Consider the following 16,669-nt stretch of genomic DNA (forward strand, 5'->3'; position numbering starts at 1 on the left):
AAGCGTATGACCGGTTTACTATTGAAATCGAATAAATTACTAACTTATATAATATCTGATATGAAACGTTTAAATGTATTATTGGCCCTCGTGCTATGTATGGGATTGCAGTTTGTTGCCGCACAAACATCAACTCTCAAATTCAATAAAGACGGCAAGTTTAAGATTGTACAGTTTACCGACGTACATTATATCTATAATGACGCGCGTTCGGCTATCTCCATCGAACGCATCAATCAGGTGTTGGATGTGGAAAAACCCGATTTGGTGCTTTTCACCGGCGACTTGATTTACGGCAAACCGGCGGAAGAGAGTATGCGTACCGTTCTCAATCAGGTATCGAAAAGAAACCTGCCGTTTGCTGTGATGTTTGGCAATCACGATGACGAACAAGGTCTTTCACGCAAAGAATTGTTCGAGATAATACGGTCGGTACCATGCAATCTGACCGCAACCACTCCGGACATTGCGGGAGTAACTAATTTTATTCTTCCAGTCCGTTCGTCGGATGGTGCAAAGGATGCGGCGGTGCTTTATTGTATCGATTCACACTCTTACTCGCAGATTAAAGGGGTGGGAGGATACGATTATATCAAAATGAATCAGATACAATGGTACAAAGAGAACAGTAAGCGGTTTGCCGATAAGAATGGCGGTGCTCCTGTTCCTTCGTATGCGTTTTTCCACATCGCTTTGCCGGAGTACAATCAGGCGGCAGCTTCCGAAGAAGCCGTCCTTTATGGCATCCGCAAAGAAAGAGCGTGTGCTCCTCAGCTTAATTCAGGCTTCTTTACTGCCATGAAAGAGATGGGCGATGTGAAGGGGGTATTCGTAGGACACGACCACGATGATGATTATACTGTGTTCTGGAAAGGTATTTTGCTGGCTTATGGACGCTACACGGGAGGAAATACGGTGTACAATCATTTGTCCAACGGTGCCCGTGTGATTGAACTGGACGAGCATACGCCCGACAGCTTTAAAACATGGATTCGCTTGAAAGACGGTGTGGAACAGTCAGTTGTGTGCCCGGCGGATTTTGTGAAGAAGTGATGGCGTGAAATGGCCTTTGAACGGAGATAGGGTGTAGGGAAAGAAATATTTTCCCTCACCGTTTTTATTTAATACAACCTCACCTCCCCACATAGCGGCATATCCATTCATCTCATAACTTCTTTTCGCTTTTTCATTTTTGCGGGCAAAAAAAAGGAGCAACGCCTTGCTCCAACCTTTGTTAACCTTAAATCTAATACTATGAAAAACACATTGCAAAGGTACGGACTTTTGTGAAATTAGCAAATTATCCAAGAAAAACAGTATGTTTTATAACACGTTTTAATACTTTTCTCCTTTTTGTTAAGAAAAATGCGTGTCCTTTTTAAAACTATGCAACACTTATTTTGAAAACTCAAACCCGGCATACCGTTGATTCTCTGCCGGAAAAGCTCTATCTTTGCAAAAATATTGCATTTATTTACTATCAATAAAAAGGAGAGAGAACCGTGAACGAAGAAGAAATCGTCCTCACCCCGATGATGAAACAGTTTCTGGAGTTGAAAGCAAAACATCCGGATGCAGTGATGCTGTTTCGTTGCGGCGACTTTTATGAAACATATTCTACCGATGCCATCGTCGCATCCGAAATTTTGGGAATCACACTGACAAAACGTGCCAACGGAAAGGGAAAGACAATCGAGATGGCAGGATTCCCACATCACGCTCTTGATACCTATCTGCCGAAACTGGTGCGCGCCGGAAAACGCGTCGCTATCTGCGACCAGTTGGAAGACCCGAAAATGACCAAGAAGTTGGTGAAGCGGGGGATTACCGAATTGGTGACTCCGGGCGTTTCCATCAATGACAATGTACTAAACTACAAGGAGAACAACTTCCTGGCTGCCGTCCATTTCGGAAAGAGTGCCTGCGGGGTTGCTTTTCTCGATATATCGACCGGCGAGTTTCTTACCGCCGAAGGCCCCTTTGACTATGTGGACAAACTGCTCAATAACTTCGCTCCGAAAGAGATTCTTTTCGAGCGCGGCAAGCGCCTGATGTTTGAGGGCAACTTCGGCAACAAGTTCTTTACTTTCGAGTTAGACGACTGGGTGTTTACAGAGAGTACCGCCCGCGAGAAACTGCTGAAACATTTTGAGACGAAGAACCTGAAAGGTTTCGGCGTGGAGCATCTGAAGAACGGTATCATTGCTTCCGGTGCTGTCCTACAATATCTCACCATGACCCAGCATACGCAGATTGGGCATATCACTTCGCTGGCTCGCATCGAGGAAGACAAATACGTCCGCCTGGACAAGTTTACGGTGCGCAGCCTCGAACTTATCGGCAATATGAACGACGGCGGAAGCAGTCTGCTCAATGTCATCGACCGCACCATCAGTCCGATGGGGGCACGCCTGCTGAAACGCTGGATGGTCTTTCCGTTGAAAGACAAGAAACCGATTGACGAACGGCTGAATGTGGTGGAGTATTTCTTCCGTCAGCCCGACTTCAAGGCACTGATTGAAGAGCAGTTGCATCTGATAGGCGATTTGGAACGCATTATTTCCAAAGTGGCGGTCGGGCGTGTGTCGCCTCGCGAGGTGGTACAGTTGAAGGTGGCTTTGCAGGCTATCGAGCCTATCAAATTGGCGTGCTTGCAGGCCGACAACGCAAGTCTCAATCAGATAGGGGAGCAGTTGAACCTTTGCGTCACCATCCGCGACCGTATTGCGAAGGAGATAAAGAACGACCCTCCGTTGGCTGTCAACAAGGGTGGCGTGATTCAGGACGGTGTGAACGAGGAACTGGACGAACTGCGCCGCATTTCGTATTCGGGCAAGGACTATCTGCTCCAGATACAGCAACGGGAGATTGAAGAGACGGGTATTCCGAGCCTGAAAGTGGCTTTCAACAATGTGTTCGGCTACTATATCGAGGTGCGCAATGTGCATAAGGATAAAGTTCCGGCCGAATGGATTCGGAAACAGACGTTGGTCAATGCGGAGCGTTATATCACGCAGGAGTTGAAGGAGTATGAGGAGAAGATTTTAGGAGCGGAAGATAAGATTCTGGTTCTCGAAACACAGCTATATACGGATTTGGTACAAGCCTTGACGGAGTTTATTCCTCAGATACAAATCAACGCCAATCAGATTGCCCGCCTGGACTGTCTGTTGTCGTTTGCCAATGTGGCTTGCGAGAATCATTACATCCGTCCGGTTATCGAAGATAATGATGTGCTGGATATCCGCCAGGGACGCCATCCGGTCATTGAGAAGCAGCTTCCTATCGGCGAGAAGTATATTGCCAACGATGTGATGCTGGACAGCAATACGCAGCAGATTATCATTATAACCGGTCCCAACATGGCGGGTAAGTCGGCGCTTCTGCGTCAGACGGCGCTGATTACGTTGCTGGCACAAATCGGCTCGTTCGTTCCGGCCGAGCGTGCGCATATCGGACTGGTGGACAAGATATTTACCCGTGTGGGGGCGAGTGACAACATCTCCGTGGGCGAATCTACTTTTATGGTGGAGATGAATGAGGCGGCGGATATTCTGAACAATGTTTCTTCGCGAAGCCTGGTATTGTTTGATGAATTGGGACGCGGTACGTCTACGTACGACGGTATCTCTATTGCCTGGGCGATTGTGGAGTATATCCATGAGCATCCGAAAGCGAAAGCCCGCACGTTGTTTGCCACGCACTACCACGAGTTGAATGAGATGGAGAAATCCTTCGACCGCATCAAGAATTACAACGTATCGGTGAAAGAGGTGGACAACAAGGTCATCTTCCTGCGCAAGCTGGAACGGGGCGGGAGCGAACACTCCTTCGGTATCCACGTGGCAAAGATGGCAGGTATGCCGAAAAGCATTGTGAAGCGTGCCAATGAAATATTGAAGCAACTTGAGTCGGATAATCGGCAGCAGGGAATAACCGGCAAACCGTTGACCGAAATGGGCGGAAACCGTGGCGGCGGTATGCAGTTGAGTTTCTTCCAGTTGGACGACCCGGTGCTTTGTCAGATTCGTGATGAGATACTGAATCTTGATGTGAATAATCTCACTCCGATTGAAGCACTGAATAAGCTGAACGATATAAAGAAGATAGTCAGAGGAAGGTAAATGCTGCCGGGAGCGTAGCAATGAGACAAAAAAGAGGGATTAGCGATTCGAACATTGCTAATCCCTCTTTTTTTGTTTTAAGCTATTTTCTTTTTCCGGTTATAGAAGAACATAAAGTAAACCCCTATTATTATAAACGGAACGCTTAGCCATTGCCCCATATTGAACATCATTTGGTCTTCGAAGGCCTCCTGGTTCTCTTTCAGGAACTCGATGAAGAAGCGGAAGGTGAAGATATAAGTCAGGCAAAGCCCGAAAAAGAAGCCTCGGTGCAGTTTCCGGCTGTACTTCTTATATAAGTAAATCATGATGAAGAACAAGACAAGATAAGCGATGGCTTCGTAGAGTTGTCCGGGGTGGCGCGGGATTGCCGGAAGTATTTCCCCGTTTGCCCCGTATTCTTTTACACGTTCGAAAACGAAAGCCCAGGGCACATCAGACGGTTTGCCGATGATTTCGGAGTTCATCAGGTTGGCAAGGCGGATGAAGCAGGCGGTGATAGGCGTGGCTACGGCAATCATATCCAGCACATCCATATAGTGCAGCTTCGTCTTGCGGCAGTAGAGCCAGAGAGCCACTATCAGTCCCAATGTACCGCCGTGGCTGGCAAGTCCTTCGTATCCGGTGAACTTCCAGTTTCCGTCCGGCATGAACTTGATGGGAAGAATCATCTCCCAGAAGTGCGACAGGTAGTATCCCGGGGCGTAGAAGAGGCAGTGGCCTAAGCGGGCGCCAATCAGAATACCAAAGAAACAGTAGAAGAAAAGAGGATCGAACTTGCTCTCCTCTATCTTTTTATCCCGATACTGGTAGTGAACAATCATATAAGCAAAGAATATTCCTACTGCCCATAGCAATCCGTAATAACGGATGGAGATACCGAACAGGTTGAACAGTTCGGGGTCCGGATTCCAGTGGATGGATAATAACAGGGTATTCATTTTATATTTGAATTAATGTTGATGATTAAATTTCTTTGAACTTCTCCGCGACCGTGCGGTAAGTCGGTATCTCTACGCCCTGCTCCTCGGCGGCTGCAATCATGTCGAAGAGCAGTCCCTGTATCTCCGAGTCGTGTCCGCGCGCCAGGTCTTTCTGCATGGAAGCGGTACTTTCGGGGGCGAGTTTGTCAATCACTTTCAGGTTGTAACTGACGAGGTCTTCCGGAAGTTCGATGCCCAGCTTTCTTCCCAAAGCGGCGCTTTCGGCCGAGAGTCCGATAAAGGTGTCCCTCACCTTTCCCGGTTTCTGCACCTCACCCATCGGAACGTCGTAGTAAGCCCCCGTCACGGCCATTGCTGAGATGAACGACCATTTGATAAACGTATCCCGGTTGATGTCTGGCGAGAGGTCGGCCTTTATGCCCGCCTCTTCCAAGTCCTGCCGGATGGCTTCCAACACTCCGGGCTTCACGGTAGTGCCCCGGTGGGCGCCGTAAACCAGCCTGAATATCTTTCCCATTTGGGTGATTTCTCCCGTGCCTGACACGAAGCCTACGATATAGATGCATCCGTCGAGGACCGTCACTTCCGGAACCAACTTCTGGATGCGCGGTCCTGTGCCGTACACGTTCAGAATGGGGACGACAACCGTCCCCTCGTGGGCCGCCTTCTTTATCAGCTCTACGATGGACCCGACCGAATACCCTTTCACGCATACGAATATCACATCAGCCTTTCCGTCGAACGCTTCGGCGGTGGTGGCGGGAATGGGGAGCGTATGTTCGCCTTTCAAATCCGACTTCAGTTTCAGACCGTTCGTTTGAATGGACTGCAAGTGTGCTCCACGGGCAATGCAGATGACGTCTTTGCCTGCCAGCGACAAGAATCCTGCGATGCTGCCGCCTACTCCTCCGGTTCCTGCTATGAGATATTTCATGATTGTCAGCGCATTTGGTGGTTAATCAGTCGGTGCCGTCACACGTTGAAACGGAAATGCATGATGTCGCCGTCCTGCACGACATACTCCTTGCCTTCCACACCCAGTTTTCCGGCTTCCTTCACGGCTGCTTCCGAGCCGTACTGGAGGTAATCTTCGTATTTGATGACTTCCGCACGGATGAATCCCTTCTCGAAGTCGGTATGGATGACGCCTGCGCATTGCGGGGCTTTCCATCCCTTCTCGTAAGTCCAGGCACGTACTTCCTGCACGCCGGCTGTGAAATAGGTTTCAAGGTTCAACAACTTGTAGGCCGATTTGATAAGACGCGCCACGCCCGATTCCTCCAGACCCACTTCGGCAAGGAACATCTGACGGTCTTCGTAGGTCTCCAGTTCGGCGATGTCGGCTTCCGTTCTGGCGGCTACAATCAGTATTTCCGCATTCTCGTCCTTTACGGCCTCGCGCACCATGTCTACGTATTTGTTGCCGTTCACTGCGCTTGTTTCGTCTACGTTGCAGACGTACATCACCGGTTTGCTGGTGAGCAGGAACAATTCGCGTGCAATCTTCTGCTCGTCTTTGGTTTCAAAAGTGACGGTACGTGCCGATTTGCCTTGTTCCAGAGCTTCTTTGTACTGCACCAGCACGTCGTAAGTCTGTTTTGCCACTTTGTCGCCTCCGGTCTGTGCCTGTTTCTGCACCTTCTGGATGCGGCTTTCGATGGTCTCGAGGTCTTTCAACTGGAGTTCGTAGTCGATGATTTCCTTGTCGCGCACGGGGTTTACGCTTCCGTCCACGTGTGTCACGTTCTCGTCGTCGAAACAACGGAGCACGTGGATAATTGCGTCCGTCTCACGGATGTTGGCAAGGAACTTGTTGCCCAATCCCTCACCTTTGCTTGCGCCTTTCACCAGTCCGGCGATGTCTACGATTTCCACGGTGGTAGGAACAATCCGTTGGGGGTGTACCAGTTCTGCCAACGCGTTCAGCCGTTCGTCGGGGACGGTGATTACACCTACATTCGGTTCTATTGTACAGAAAGGGAAATTAGCCGCCTGTGCTTTCGCGTTCGACAGACAGTTGAAAAGTGTCGACTTACCCACGTTCGGTAGTCCAACAATACCACATTGCAATGCCATATTAATCTATTATTACTTTTGTTACCAAGTTGCTCATTTTTCCCCGCAAAGATACGAATTTTTGGACTAACTGGAGGAAACCCGGCGTACTTTCTGCTCTTTCCCCTTCTTTCTTAATTGACAACCACTTTATATTGTTCGAATATTAATTTGTCTTCATCGTCGGTCAGAACCTGTATGTTAAGTCCGTCCTTTGAAACAAAACAGTTGTTGATACGATAGTTCCCTTCTTTTGCCGGAGGAAGAATTTCTTCACCTAAATAATGCAGTCGGCTGTCTAATACGATGATAATAACCGGCTTGTTATTTCCTCTATTTCCAAGTTTATAATTGGTGTCCGGAAGCCGGGCTATCCTATAATATAAATCTCTGTATTTATCATAAAATATGCCTTCGTAAGAAGGAGTAGTCATGTACCACTCAAAAACACGATATTCGTCTATAATGGCAACTTCTTCTTTCGATGCCGCATACGGTTCTGTATATTCAATCATTTCACTGCCTGCATACAATGAGTCCGTCTGATGGTTTATCACGTTGCAACGCCATAAGTTATGGTCGGCCGGAAAGCTGATGAGAAGATTTCCCTTGTTATCTAAATCGGTGTAGGGCAATCTGTGTGTAAATCCACCTCCCCAGTTGTATTCCACATACTGCATCGGATATGGATTTAAGAATTTCAAACTCGCATCATCTATCTTGTATAGCATCGTAACCGGACGGTTCTCTTTGGTCTCATGGCTTGTTTCTCCTGATATAAATCCGTTCAGAATCAATTTGCCATCTGCATACTTCATGGGGTTATTGGTCATCAGATAAGGCTCCGGGTACATCACTCTTTCTTTTCTTTCAAAGTTTTCGAACAGGGCCTTGCTCCACAAGATTTCACCTTGACCATTTGTCAAATGTACCACCGGGTTTCCGTACTGATAGACAAATATTGAATCACGGTTCAGAAAACAATAGCCTTGTACTTCACCCACACCGTTGTTGCCTTCCTTGTCGTATCGAATCGTATCAAGCAAAAGTCCGTTATCATAATCGTACATATAGACCGTATTGGTCGGATAATTGATAAACGAAAGAATATTGTTGGCACTGTCGTTTATATATTGCAAGTACTCCACCATTACGGATGTCCGTTCGTCCAATACAAACGTTTTCTGTCCGACGTATTCCAAGCTACATTTATCTTGAGAATTTCCTGACCCGGTATTTGTTACCACCTTCTTCTGGCATCCAGCCAAAGCAATGATTAAAAATGAGATAATCCATGTAAATCTACACATATTTTTAAGTATAATTGATTTTCATTGTGACCAAAGTTACGCAAAATCTCAGGAAAAGGTTTATGAAAAAGGTAAAAAGTTCTCGTAACGCCTGTTAATAAGGCGTTTTGACGGAAGAGACAATACAGGCTATCATATTATTCTGCAAATTGCCGACGGGTCAGATAGTTCCCTATTTTGAATTATTTTTTGCGACGGTATTTTTGATTGGGGTCGCTGGGCTTTTCGGGAATGGTACGTTCAAGAACTCCAATTTCTATTAAGGATGTAATATACTTCTGTCGATTTTTAGACTGATTAGAAATTCCGAGTCTGTCCATAATCTCCTGTGCTGTTCTTGGTACTGAACAAAAGTTTCTTATATCTTCTTCTTTTTTTGTCAGTTTGTGAGTAACTAAGTTTTTGTGAGCTTGGTTACTATTTTCATTAGCTTGGTTACTTTCGTTGGTAACTAAGTTACTTTCGGGTTGATTTTGGTTCTTATTTCGAGGGATAGTGATTACAAACTCGTTGGCAACATGGGTAATTTCTTTGTCTTCGATACCGTTGAAGAAAATAGCATTTGGGTCGTATTCAAGCGCACGACGTACACCGCTTCCGGCACCGGTATAGGGCAGTAGGTAATTGGCGTTCGTGAACAAGAACATATTGCGTGGCATGGATGTACCATTCTTAATATCTTCAATCGTTAAACCATTTGGCAAGGCTCCCGGACTATGAATCTCTACACGATTGTCAAATATGAAAATACGAATCGGCGCCTTGATATTCAGCGAGCGGTGGACAAGTGCATTGACTACGTATTCTGTGAGGCTTTCGTATGGAATCTCAAGTTCTCCGATAGAATTGAATTCTTTTTTCACTTGTACTTTGCGTAAATTGCGGGTAAAGAAGCTCATGATAGTTCGGAACTGATGAAGTAAGTTGCCCTCGATTTCCATATCGTGCATTTTATCGCGAAATTGTGTACCTCCTATAGAATTGCCCATAAAACAGATACACTTGGCTGTTATAACAGGTAGCCAACGCTGAGTGTATTTGCCAAACAGCAGCATGGCGGCAATAGTCAGCTTGCCATCTGTCTTGATGAAGCGCAGGTTTCTGAGAAGTTTTTCAATGGTTGTTCCCTTTATGATGAAATCAGCCATTTCGTTAAGCGAATACTCTTTCATATTCAACTCGTCTATATTCTTGCCTTTGAATACAGGAACGAAACGGTTCATCAGATAGAGTTTAATGGTATCCGTATCCAGGTCTTCAATAGTAGCATCTGGTATGCCGGCTTCATCTGGGTCAAAATTACCGCATTCGCTCATCATCTCAGCAAGCTCCGAATTGTCAAACACCTTGCGTTTATCTGCCCCATTCTTCACCCATATAATCCCCTTGTTGTCATGATAGGGCTTATTCTTTCCTTCGGGAATTGTGGCTACAACAACCGCACCTCCAGCCGTTGGCACATTGTCCACATCAATCAGTATGTTGGGAATCACATTTTCCGATGCGATACTTGTCAGTAAATTAGTAGTCTCCTGCAATTCCTTATATGAAAGAGCATTAATTGTGCCCGACTTGTCATTGATACCAATGATAAGCTTTCCACCGCGAGTGTTGCTGAACGCCACCATCTCACAGCCAATATCGTAACGGTCATTTGCCCGTTCTTTAAATTGTACTTGCCCGGCCTCAGCCAAGTCGCGCATTTGAAGTAATTCCTGCTCAGTCATATCATATTCTTTTTATATCTGCGAATAAGTTGCCTTTCTAAAGAAAAAACACTTGGTAAAGTTACATAAAATAATCCTATAGCAGATGATTTCTGCAAAGAATTGTAGCCTTTGAATTTTATTTACCATAGTAACAAAGAAAAAACGGTTGGTAATAACGAGTTGCCTGACACCCGGGTCTCAGCGCCTCTAACACCCGGGTGTGAGATATGCTGACACCCGGGTGTCAGTATCGTTGAGACCCGGATGTCAGACAACTCGTTTATGCAGTGGCTAAAAATACGGATACTAAGGCTTTGTATTTTCCTTTGCGGCGTGGTTTTTTCCGCACGGTTACGGCAGACTTATCTTCTCGTTGGCCCGCAGACCGAATACCTTTCCTGTCATCTGCTCCACCGCTACTTTCCATACCCTGACGTTGCGTATGGCGGGGTCGGAATAAGCGACTTCATTCTCTGTGTAATGGCGCATGATGATGTCCAGCGCCTTACGCTTTTCGTCCCCGTCTTCGATAAATTCCACTTTCCCACGGCACATCGCGCTTGCGGAACGCATACTGTAGCTACAGCCCACTTTCGCGTGCTGGTAGACGAGCTTATGCCCGTGGCTGAACGTGATGCAGATGCGGTTGTTGCGTTCCAGCATCTTTATTTTACCACCTTCGGGGCCGGAGTGCAGATAGACGACTCCGTTTTCATAACCGAAGTTCATGGGAATGACGTAGGGATTGCCCTCCAAGTCGGTGAAGCCTGCAAAGCAGACTTCACAGGCTTGGATGACGGATTCGATTCGCTGCTTGTCTTCGATAATCAAGGTTTTCATAATGCTATCCTCTGCGGTGAACTTATTTTTCGATTAATTCGAAGTCCAACTGTTTCTTTTCCAGGTTGGCGCGTGCCACGCGGACGGTGATGGCGTCTCCCAAACTGTAGGTCTTGTTCTTGTGGCGTCCGCGCAGGCAGTAGTTCTTCTCGTCGAATTCGTAATAGTCGTCGTCCAGGTCGCGGACGGGAACGAGGCCTTCACACTTGTTCTCGTTCAGCTCGACGTAGAGCCCCCATTCGGTCACGCCGGAGATGACGCCGTCGTAAATCTGCCCCAGCCGTTCGCTCATAAATTCCACCTGCTTGTACTTGATGGAAGCACGTTCGGCGTTTGCCGCAATTTGCTCCATGTTCGAGCTATGGTCGCACAACGCTTCGTATTTGGTTTCGGATACGCTGCGCCCGCCGTCCATGTATTTCGTCACCAGGCGGTGCACCATCATGTCCGGGAATCGGCGGATGGGCGAGGTGAAGTGCGTGTAGTAGTCGAAGGCAAGGCCGTAGTGGCCGATGTTGTGCGTAGAGTAGCGTGCCTTCTGCATGGCGCGTATCGATACGGTTTCTATCAGGTTCTCCTCTTTCTTTCCGTGGATGTCGTCAAGCAGGTGGTTGATGGACTTGGAGATATCCGTCTTCGTGCCGCTTGTGCGCACCTTGTAGCCGAAGCGGGCGATGAAGTGTGACAGGTTTTCCAGTTTTTCCGGGTCGGGCAGGTCGTGGATGCGGTAGGGAAGCACTTTGGCCTTCTTGTTTTTCGGCACGCGTCCTATCTTTTCCGCCACCGTCCTGTTGGCGAGCAACATGAATTCCTCCACAAGTTTGTTGGCGTCTTTCGACTCTTTGAAGTAGACGCTGACGGGTTTTCCTTTCTCGTCGATTTCAAATTTCACCTCATAACGGTCGAAGTTGATGGCTCCTGCTGCGAACCGTTTTTCGCGGAGTGCTTTCGCAAGCGTGTCCAGCGTGAGCACCTCTTCTTTGAAGTCGCCCTCTTTGGTCTCGATAATCTGCTGCGCCTCTTCGTAAGTGAAGCGGCGGTCGGAGTTGATGACCGTGTGCACGATGCGCGAGTCTTTCACCTCCCCCTTTTCGGTGATGTCGAAGATGACCGAGAAAGCGAGTTTCTCCTCGTTCGGGCGGAGCGAGCAGATGAAGTTGCACAGGCGTTCGGGCAGCATCGGTATGGTGCGGTCTACGAGGTAGACGGAAGTCGCCCGTTTTTCGGCCTCCTTGTCTATGATTCCTCCCTCTTTTACGTAGTGTGTCACGTCGGCGATGTGCACGCCTACCTCCCACAGCCCCTCTTTGAGCCGGCGTATGGAAAGTGCGTCGTCAAAGTCTTTGGCGTCTTTAGGGTCGATGGTGAACGTCGTAACCTTGCGGAAATCCTCGCGGCGGGCAATCTCTTCGGCAGAAATCTCGGCGGGAATCTTGTCGGCAGCCTTTTCTACCGATGTCGGATATACGTAGGGCAGGCCGAACTCCGCAAGAATGGCGTGCATCTCCGTGGTGTTTTCGCCCGCCTTGCCCAATATGTCGATTACTTGCCCGAGGGGATTCTTTGCCTTGTCGGGCCATTCGGTGATTTTCACGATGGCCTTGTCGCCGGTCTTTCCCCCTTTCAGCTTATCTTTCGGGATGAAGATGTCGTTGGCAAGCGTGCGGTTTTCCGTCACTAAGAATGCGTACGACTTTGCCACCTCCAGCGTTCCGACAAAGGTGTCGTTGGCGCGTTCCAGAATTTCAATCACCTCGCCTTCGGCTTCCCTGTTTTTCCGTTTGGCGTAGAAGGTAATCTTCACCTTGTCGTTGTTCATCGCATGGGCCGAATTGCGTTCCGCCACAAATATCGGCTCGCCCCCTCCTTCGGGGATAAACGAGTTCTTGCCGTTGCTCTTCCGTTGGAACGTGCCTGTCATCTCGGTGCCACGGCTGTTGAGGCGGAACCTTCCTTTTTCTGTTTCACTGATATAGTCGTCATCTAAAAGGTCGTGCAGTATATCGACGCAGAGCATTTTCTGCGGATGCGTAGTAAGGCGCAGTTCCGAGAAAATATACTTCATGCTTAAAGTTTCGCAGGGTTTGGCATGGAAAAAGTTTATTAACAACGCTGCCAGCTCTTTTTTACTCATTCTCTTGCCGGCTTTTTTCTCTTTCTTTTCTTTCTTTTTCGCCATAATATATGGAGTTTGTTAGTAGTTCAATCATCTGATAGGATACAAAGTAAACAAATTTTTGGTTAGTTTGTTGTTGGCGTCTCTGTTTATTTTTGATTTTCGGGTTCGGGTTTCCACTGTTTTATATTTATTGTATCTTTGCGGCGTTATCAACTATTCACGTAGAATCTGGAAAATATGGAAAGTATTTTAATTACGGGCGCAAGCGGTTTTATCGGGAGTTTTCTTGTAGAGGAAGCCCTCAGGCGGGGGTTGGAAGTATGGGCGGGAGTCCGTGCCACGAGTAGCAGGAGGTACCTGAACGACCCGAGGATTCATTTTCTCGAGCTGGACTTTGCCAACCCCGACGCGCTGCGTGCCCGCCTTTCCGGGCATAAGGATATTGGTAACAGGTTTGATTACATCGTCCATTGCGCCGGCGTCACCAAATGCTCTGACAAGAGGACGTTCGATGAGGTCAATTATCTTCAGACCAGATGTTTCATCGAGACACTGAGCGGGTTGGACATGGTTCCGAAACAGTTTGTCTACATCAGTACGTTGAGCGTATTCGGCCCCGTGCGCGAAAAAGATTACACCCCGATTGAGCCCGGCGACACCCCCAAGCCCAATACCGCCTACGGTTTCAGTAAGCTCAAAGCGGAGCAGTATATTCGCAGCCTTCCCGGCTTCCCCTACGTCATATACCGTCCTACGGGAGTCTACGGCCCCCGCGAATCGGACTATTTCCTGATGGCGAAGTCCATTCGGAAACACGTCGATTTCTCAGTGGGCTTCCGGCGCCAGGACCTCACCTTTGTCTATGTGAAAGACATCGTGCAGGCCGTATTCCTGGGCATAGAGAAGAAAATAGCCCGGAAGGCCTATTTTCTCACCGACGGCGGAGTCTACAGCAGCCGTGCGTTTTCGCGTCTGATACAAAAAGAATTAGGCAATCCGTTGGTTCTTCATCTGAAATGTCCGTTAATTGTGCTAAAAGTTATATCTTTGTTCGCTGAATTCATTGCCACCCGCTCCGGAAAGAGCAGCACTTTGAATTCGGACAAATATAAGATAATGAAACAACGCAACTGGCAGTGCGACATCACTCCTGCAATCGACGAATTGGGATATGCGCCCGAATATGATTTGGAGAAGGGAGTGCGTGAGACGATTGCCTGGTATAAAAACGAAGGATGGCTATAGACTTGTTTAAGCGCGTGGAAACCCGGAAGGGGTTGTTTGCGGTAGAAAAGATTACATTAATTTATAATCTGCTGACTTCCATACTGATTTTATTTCTGTTCCAGCGGATGGACCATCCCTGGCATATGCTGATCGATAGGGCCATGATTGCCGTGATGACTTTCTTGCTGATGTATCTCTACCGCCTTGCACCCTGCAAGTTTTCGGCGTTCGTGCGTATTGTCATTCAGATGAGCCTGCTATCCTACTGGTATCCCGACACGTTCGAGTTCAACCGTTTTTTCCCCAACCTCGACCATCTCTTTGCCGGTGCCGAGCAGTTCCTCTTCGGCGGGCAGCCCGCTATCTGGTTCAGCCGTAGGTTTCCGCAACTGCTGGTCAGCGAGGCGTTCAATATGGGCTACTTCTTCTATTATCCGATGATGCTCATCGTTGCCTTGTTCTATTTCATCCGTCGCTTCGAGTGGTTCGAAAAAATGTCTTTCGTGCTGGTCACCTCTTTCTTCATCTATTATCTGATATACATCTTTGTGCCCGTGGCAGGCCCTCAGTTTTATTTTCCCGCCATCGGTGCCGACTGTGTGGCACAGGGCGTTTTCCCTTCCATCGGCGATTATTTCAATCACCATCAGGAGTTGCTGCCCGGTCCGGGCTATCAGCACGGGTTCTTTTACAACCTGGTGGAAAGTTCGCAGCAGGTGGGTGAGCGTCCTACGGCGGCGTTTCCCAGTTCCCACGTCGGTATTTCCACCATTCTGATGATAATGTCGTGGCGCGTCAGCCGCAAGTTGTTTGCCTGCCTGATGCCTTTCTACCTGCTTCTTTGCGGGGCTACGGTCTATATTCAGGCACATTACCTCATTGATTCCATCGTGGGCTTTGTCTCCGCGTTTGCCTTCTACGTGCTGGCAACGTGGATGTTTAAGAAATGGTTTGCGCAGCCCATGTTCCGCTGAGCGGGCAGTGCGTACGGTAAGCCCGGCGGAAAGAGGGAAAATTCTTAAAGATAGATAATTAATTGCTGAAAAACAATGGCGGAGGACATTGTTTTTCGTATCTTTGCAGCGTCGGAATCGGGCTCAGTGTGATGAACCGCCCTTTTCCGACTTGACATATAGTATTGCATAAATGTGATAATTATTATTTCCAGATAGTGAAAGTCTGGTAAATTTTCTGCTGAATACGGGAATAATAAGTATGATACACGTTTACACCCTTGTTGGCTCCATACAAGGCGTGGACTGTCTTTCTACTTATTCGTATTCGGGTTTACCAGAGCCTCACTATCTGATAAGGGAAAGCAGTTGCACGCCTTTCTTGTTTTGTTTTTGGAAAGAATCTGCAAAAAAAGTCGTTGGCTGCTGTCACATTTTGGATATTTTGTTCAATAGTGTAATGTAAATGAGTCGATTTACCGGGAGAGAGGGAAAGAGACATTCAAAGTAAAAGTGGTATAAAAAATTGGCTTTTCCCTTTGTAGTGAAATCTGGTAGATTTTGATTAGGAATACGGTGGAGATAACCTGTTTTATACCACTTTATTTTTTAACCAATTAATTAACAAAATGTTATGAAGACCAAACAATCATTTCTTTTTGCAGCGATGGCACTCTTCGCCATTGCGCTACTGGCCGCTTGCGGCAGTTCGAAGCAGGCGCAAGGCTATCCGATGCCCTATCCGTATCCCATGCCCGGACAGGGGTATCCTGCGCAGGGCTATCAGAATCCTCCTGTAGCGCAAACTCCTCCTGCACAGGCAAAAGCATCTTCGGGCTATTCGGACGAAGATGAAATCAACGAAAAACTGAAGGAATATAGCAATGGCGGATGGCAGATTCACGGCAGCGCGCGTACGTTGCGTGGAAAACTCACCGAACATTACGCCAAACTCGCCGCAAATCCCGGCCTGCGCGAAATAACCGGAACCTCTACGGGATGCCGCTCCATCACCGTGTGCAGGGCAGCCGCCCTCAACGCTGCAAGCATGGAATTTGCCGTCAACATGGGGCAAGACCTGCGCGGAAAAACCCTGCGCGACATGGGACACGACGAAGCAGCACAGACGCCCGACGAGTTCAACCGTTTCCACCAGGCCTGCATCGGCAAATTCCAGGCTTCCGTGAAGGGCGACTTGGAAGAGAGCATCGCGCTGATTCGCAAGGAGGCCAACGGAGTGAACTCTTATGAGATTCACTTCCTGGTAGACAAAGAAAAGGTGCATAACAGACGCAAGCAGGCCATCCAAGACGCGTTGGAAGAATCCAAGCTCCGTGGCGAATATGCAGAATCAGTTAAAAAATTCATTGACGACGAATTTGAATAAT

12 protein-coding genes are annotated in these 16,669 nt (G+C 47.9%); 5 read left to right on the forward strand and 7 right to left on the reverse strand.

Translation table 11 applies throughout. The features are described 5' to 3' along the window. Positions 1-60 precede the first annotated feature (60 nt). Together QZ331_RS00495 and mutS are read left to right on the forward strand one after the other, a co-directional pair. Positions 61-1,053: a metallophosphoesterase family protein gene (locus QZ331_RS00495; protein ID WP_294627008.1), complete on the forward strand. Its 993-nt coding sequence runs from the start codon at positions 61-63 to the stop codon at positions 1,051-1,053. 479 nt (positions 1,054-1,532) lie between these two features. Further along, on the forward strand, positions 1,533-4,124 hold the full coding sequence (gene mutS / locus QZ331_RS00500; protein WP_294627246.1) for a DNA mismatch repair protein MutS: 2,592 nt from the start codon (positions 1,533-1,535) through the stop codon (positions 4,122-4,124). Positions 4,125-4,201: 77 nt separating this feature from the next. On the opposite strand, the gene lgt is transcribed toward mutS, so the two are convergent. From lgt to rnr, 7 genes are all read right to left on the reverse strand, one after another. Then, a complete protein-coding gene (gene lgt, locus QZ331_RS00505) occupies positions 4,202-5,065 on the reverse strand; it encodes a prolipoprotein diacylglyceryl transferase (RefSeq protein ID WP_294627010.1) in 864 nt (287 codons plus the stop codon). A 25-nt stretch (positions 5,066-5,090) separates the two neighbouring features. Next, positions 5,091-6,002: a ketopantoate reductase family protein gene (locus tag QZ331_RS00510; protein WP_294627012.1), complete on the reverse strand. Its 912-nt coding sequence runs from the start codon at positions 6,000-6,002 to the stop codon at positions 5,091-5,093. Positions 6,003-6,040: 38 nt separating this feature from the next. Then, positions 6,041-7,144, reverse strand: coding sequence for a redox-regulated ATPase YchF (gene ychF / locus QZ331_RS00515; RefSeq protein ID WP_294627014.1), 1,104 nt, complete (start codon positions 7,142-7,144; stop codon positions 6,041-6,043). 113 nt (positions 7,145-7,257) lie between these two features. Beyond that, positions 7,258-8,325 carry a DUF4221 family protein gene (locus tag QZ331_RS00520; RefSeq protein ID WP_294627016.1) on the reverse strand — a complete coding sequence of 356 codons (1,068 nt, stop codon included), beginning with the start codon at positions 8,323-8,325 and terminating at the stop codon, positions 7,258-7,260. 290 nt (positions 8,326-8,615) lie between these two features. Beyond that, a complete protein-coding gene (locus QZ331_RS00525) occupies positions 8,616-10,160 on the reverse strand; it encodes an RNA-binding domain-containing protein (protein ID WP_294627018.1) in 1,545 nt (514 codons plus the stop codon). Between the two features lie 333 nt (positions 10,161-10,493). Then, entirely contained in the window at positions 10,494-10,982 is a 489-nt protein-coding gene (locus tag QZ331_RS00530; RefSeq protein ID WP_294627020.1) for a pyridoxamine 5'-phosphate oxidase family protein, read from the reverse strand. 22 nt (positions 10,983-11,004) lie between these two features. Further along, on the reverse strand, positions 11,005-13,161 hold the full coding sequence (gene rnr / locus QZ331_RS00535) for a ribonuclease R (RefSeq protein WP_294627022.1): 2,157 nt from the start codon (positions 13,159-13,161) through the stop codon (positions 11,005-11,007). A gap of 177 nt (positions 13,162-13,338) precedes the next feature. On the opposite strand from rnr, the gene QZ331_RS00540 reads away from it, so the two are divergent. From QZ331_RS00540 to QZ331_RS00550, 3 genes are all read left to right on the forward strand, one after another. Beyond that, positions 13,339-14,346, forward strand: coding sequence for an NAD(P)-dependent oxidoreductase (locus QZ331_RS00540; protein ID WP_294627024.1), 1,008 nt, complete (start codon positions 13,339-13,341; stop codon positions 14,344-14,346). Then, positions 14,337-15,302, forward strand: coding sequence for a phosphatase PAP2 family protein (locus QZ331_RS00545; protein ID WP_294627026.1), 966 nt, complete (start codon positions 14,337-14,339; stop codon positions 15,300-15,302). Before QZ331_RS00540 ends, QZ331_RS00545 begins: the two co-directional genes overlap by 10 nt. A gap of 613 nt (positions 15,303-15,915) precedes the next feature. Beyond that, positions 15,916-16,668, forward strand: coding sequence for a hypothetical protein (locus tag QZ331_RS00550; RefSeq protein WP_294627028.1), 753 nt, complete (start codon positions 15,916-15,918; stop codon positions 16,666-16,668). Position 16,669 lies beyond the last annotated feature (1 nt).

This window comes from uncultured Bacteroides sp., assembly GCF_910586915.1.
Lineage (GTDB): Bacteria > Bacteroidota > Bacteroidia > Bacteroidales > Bacteroidaceae > Bacteroides.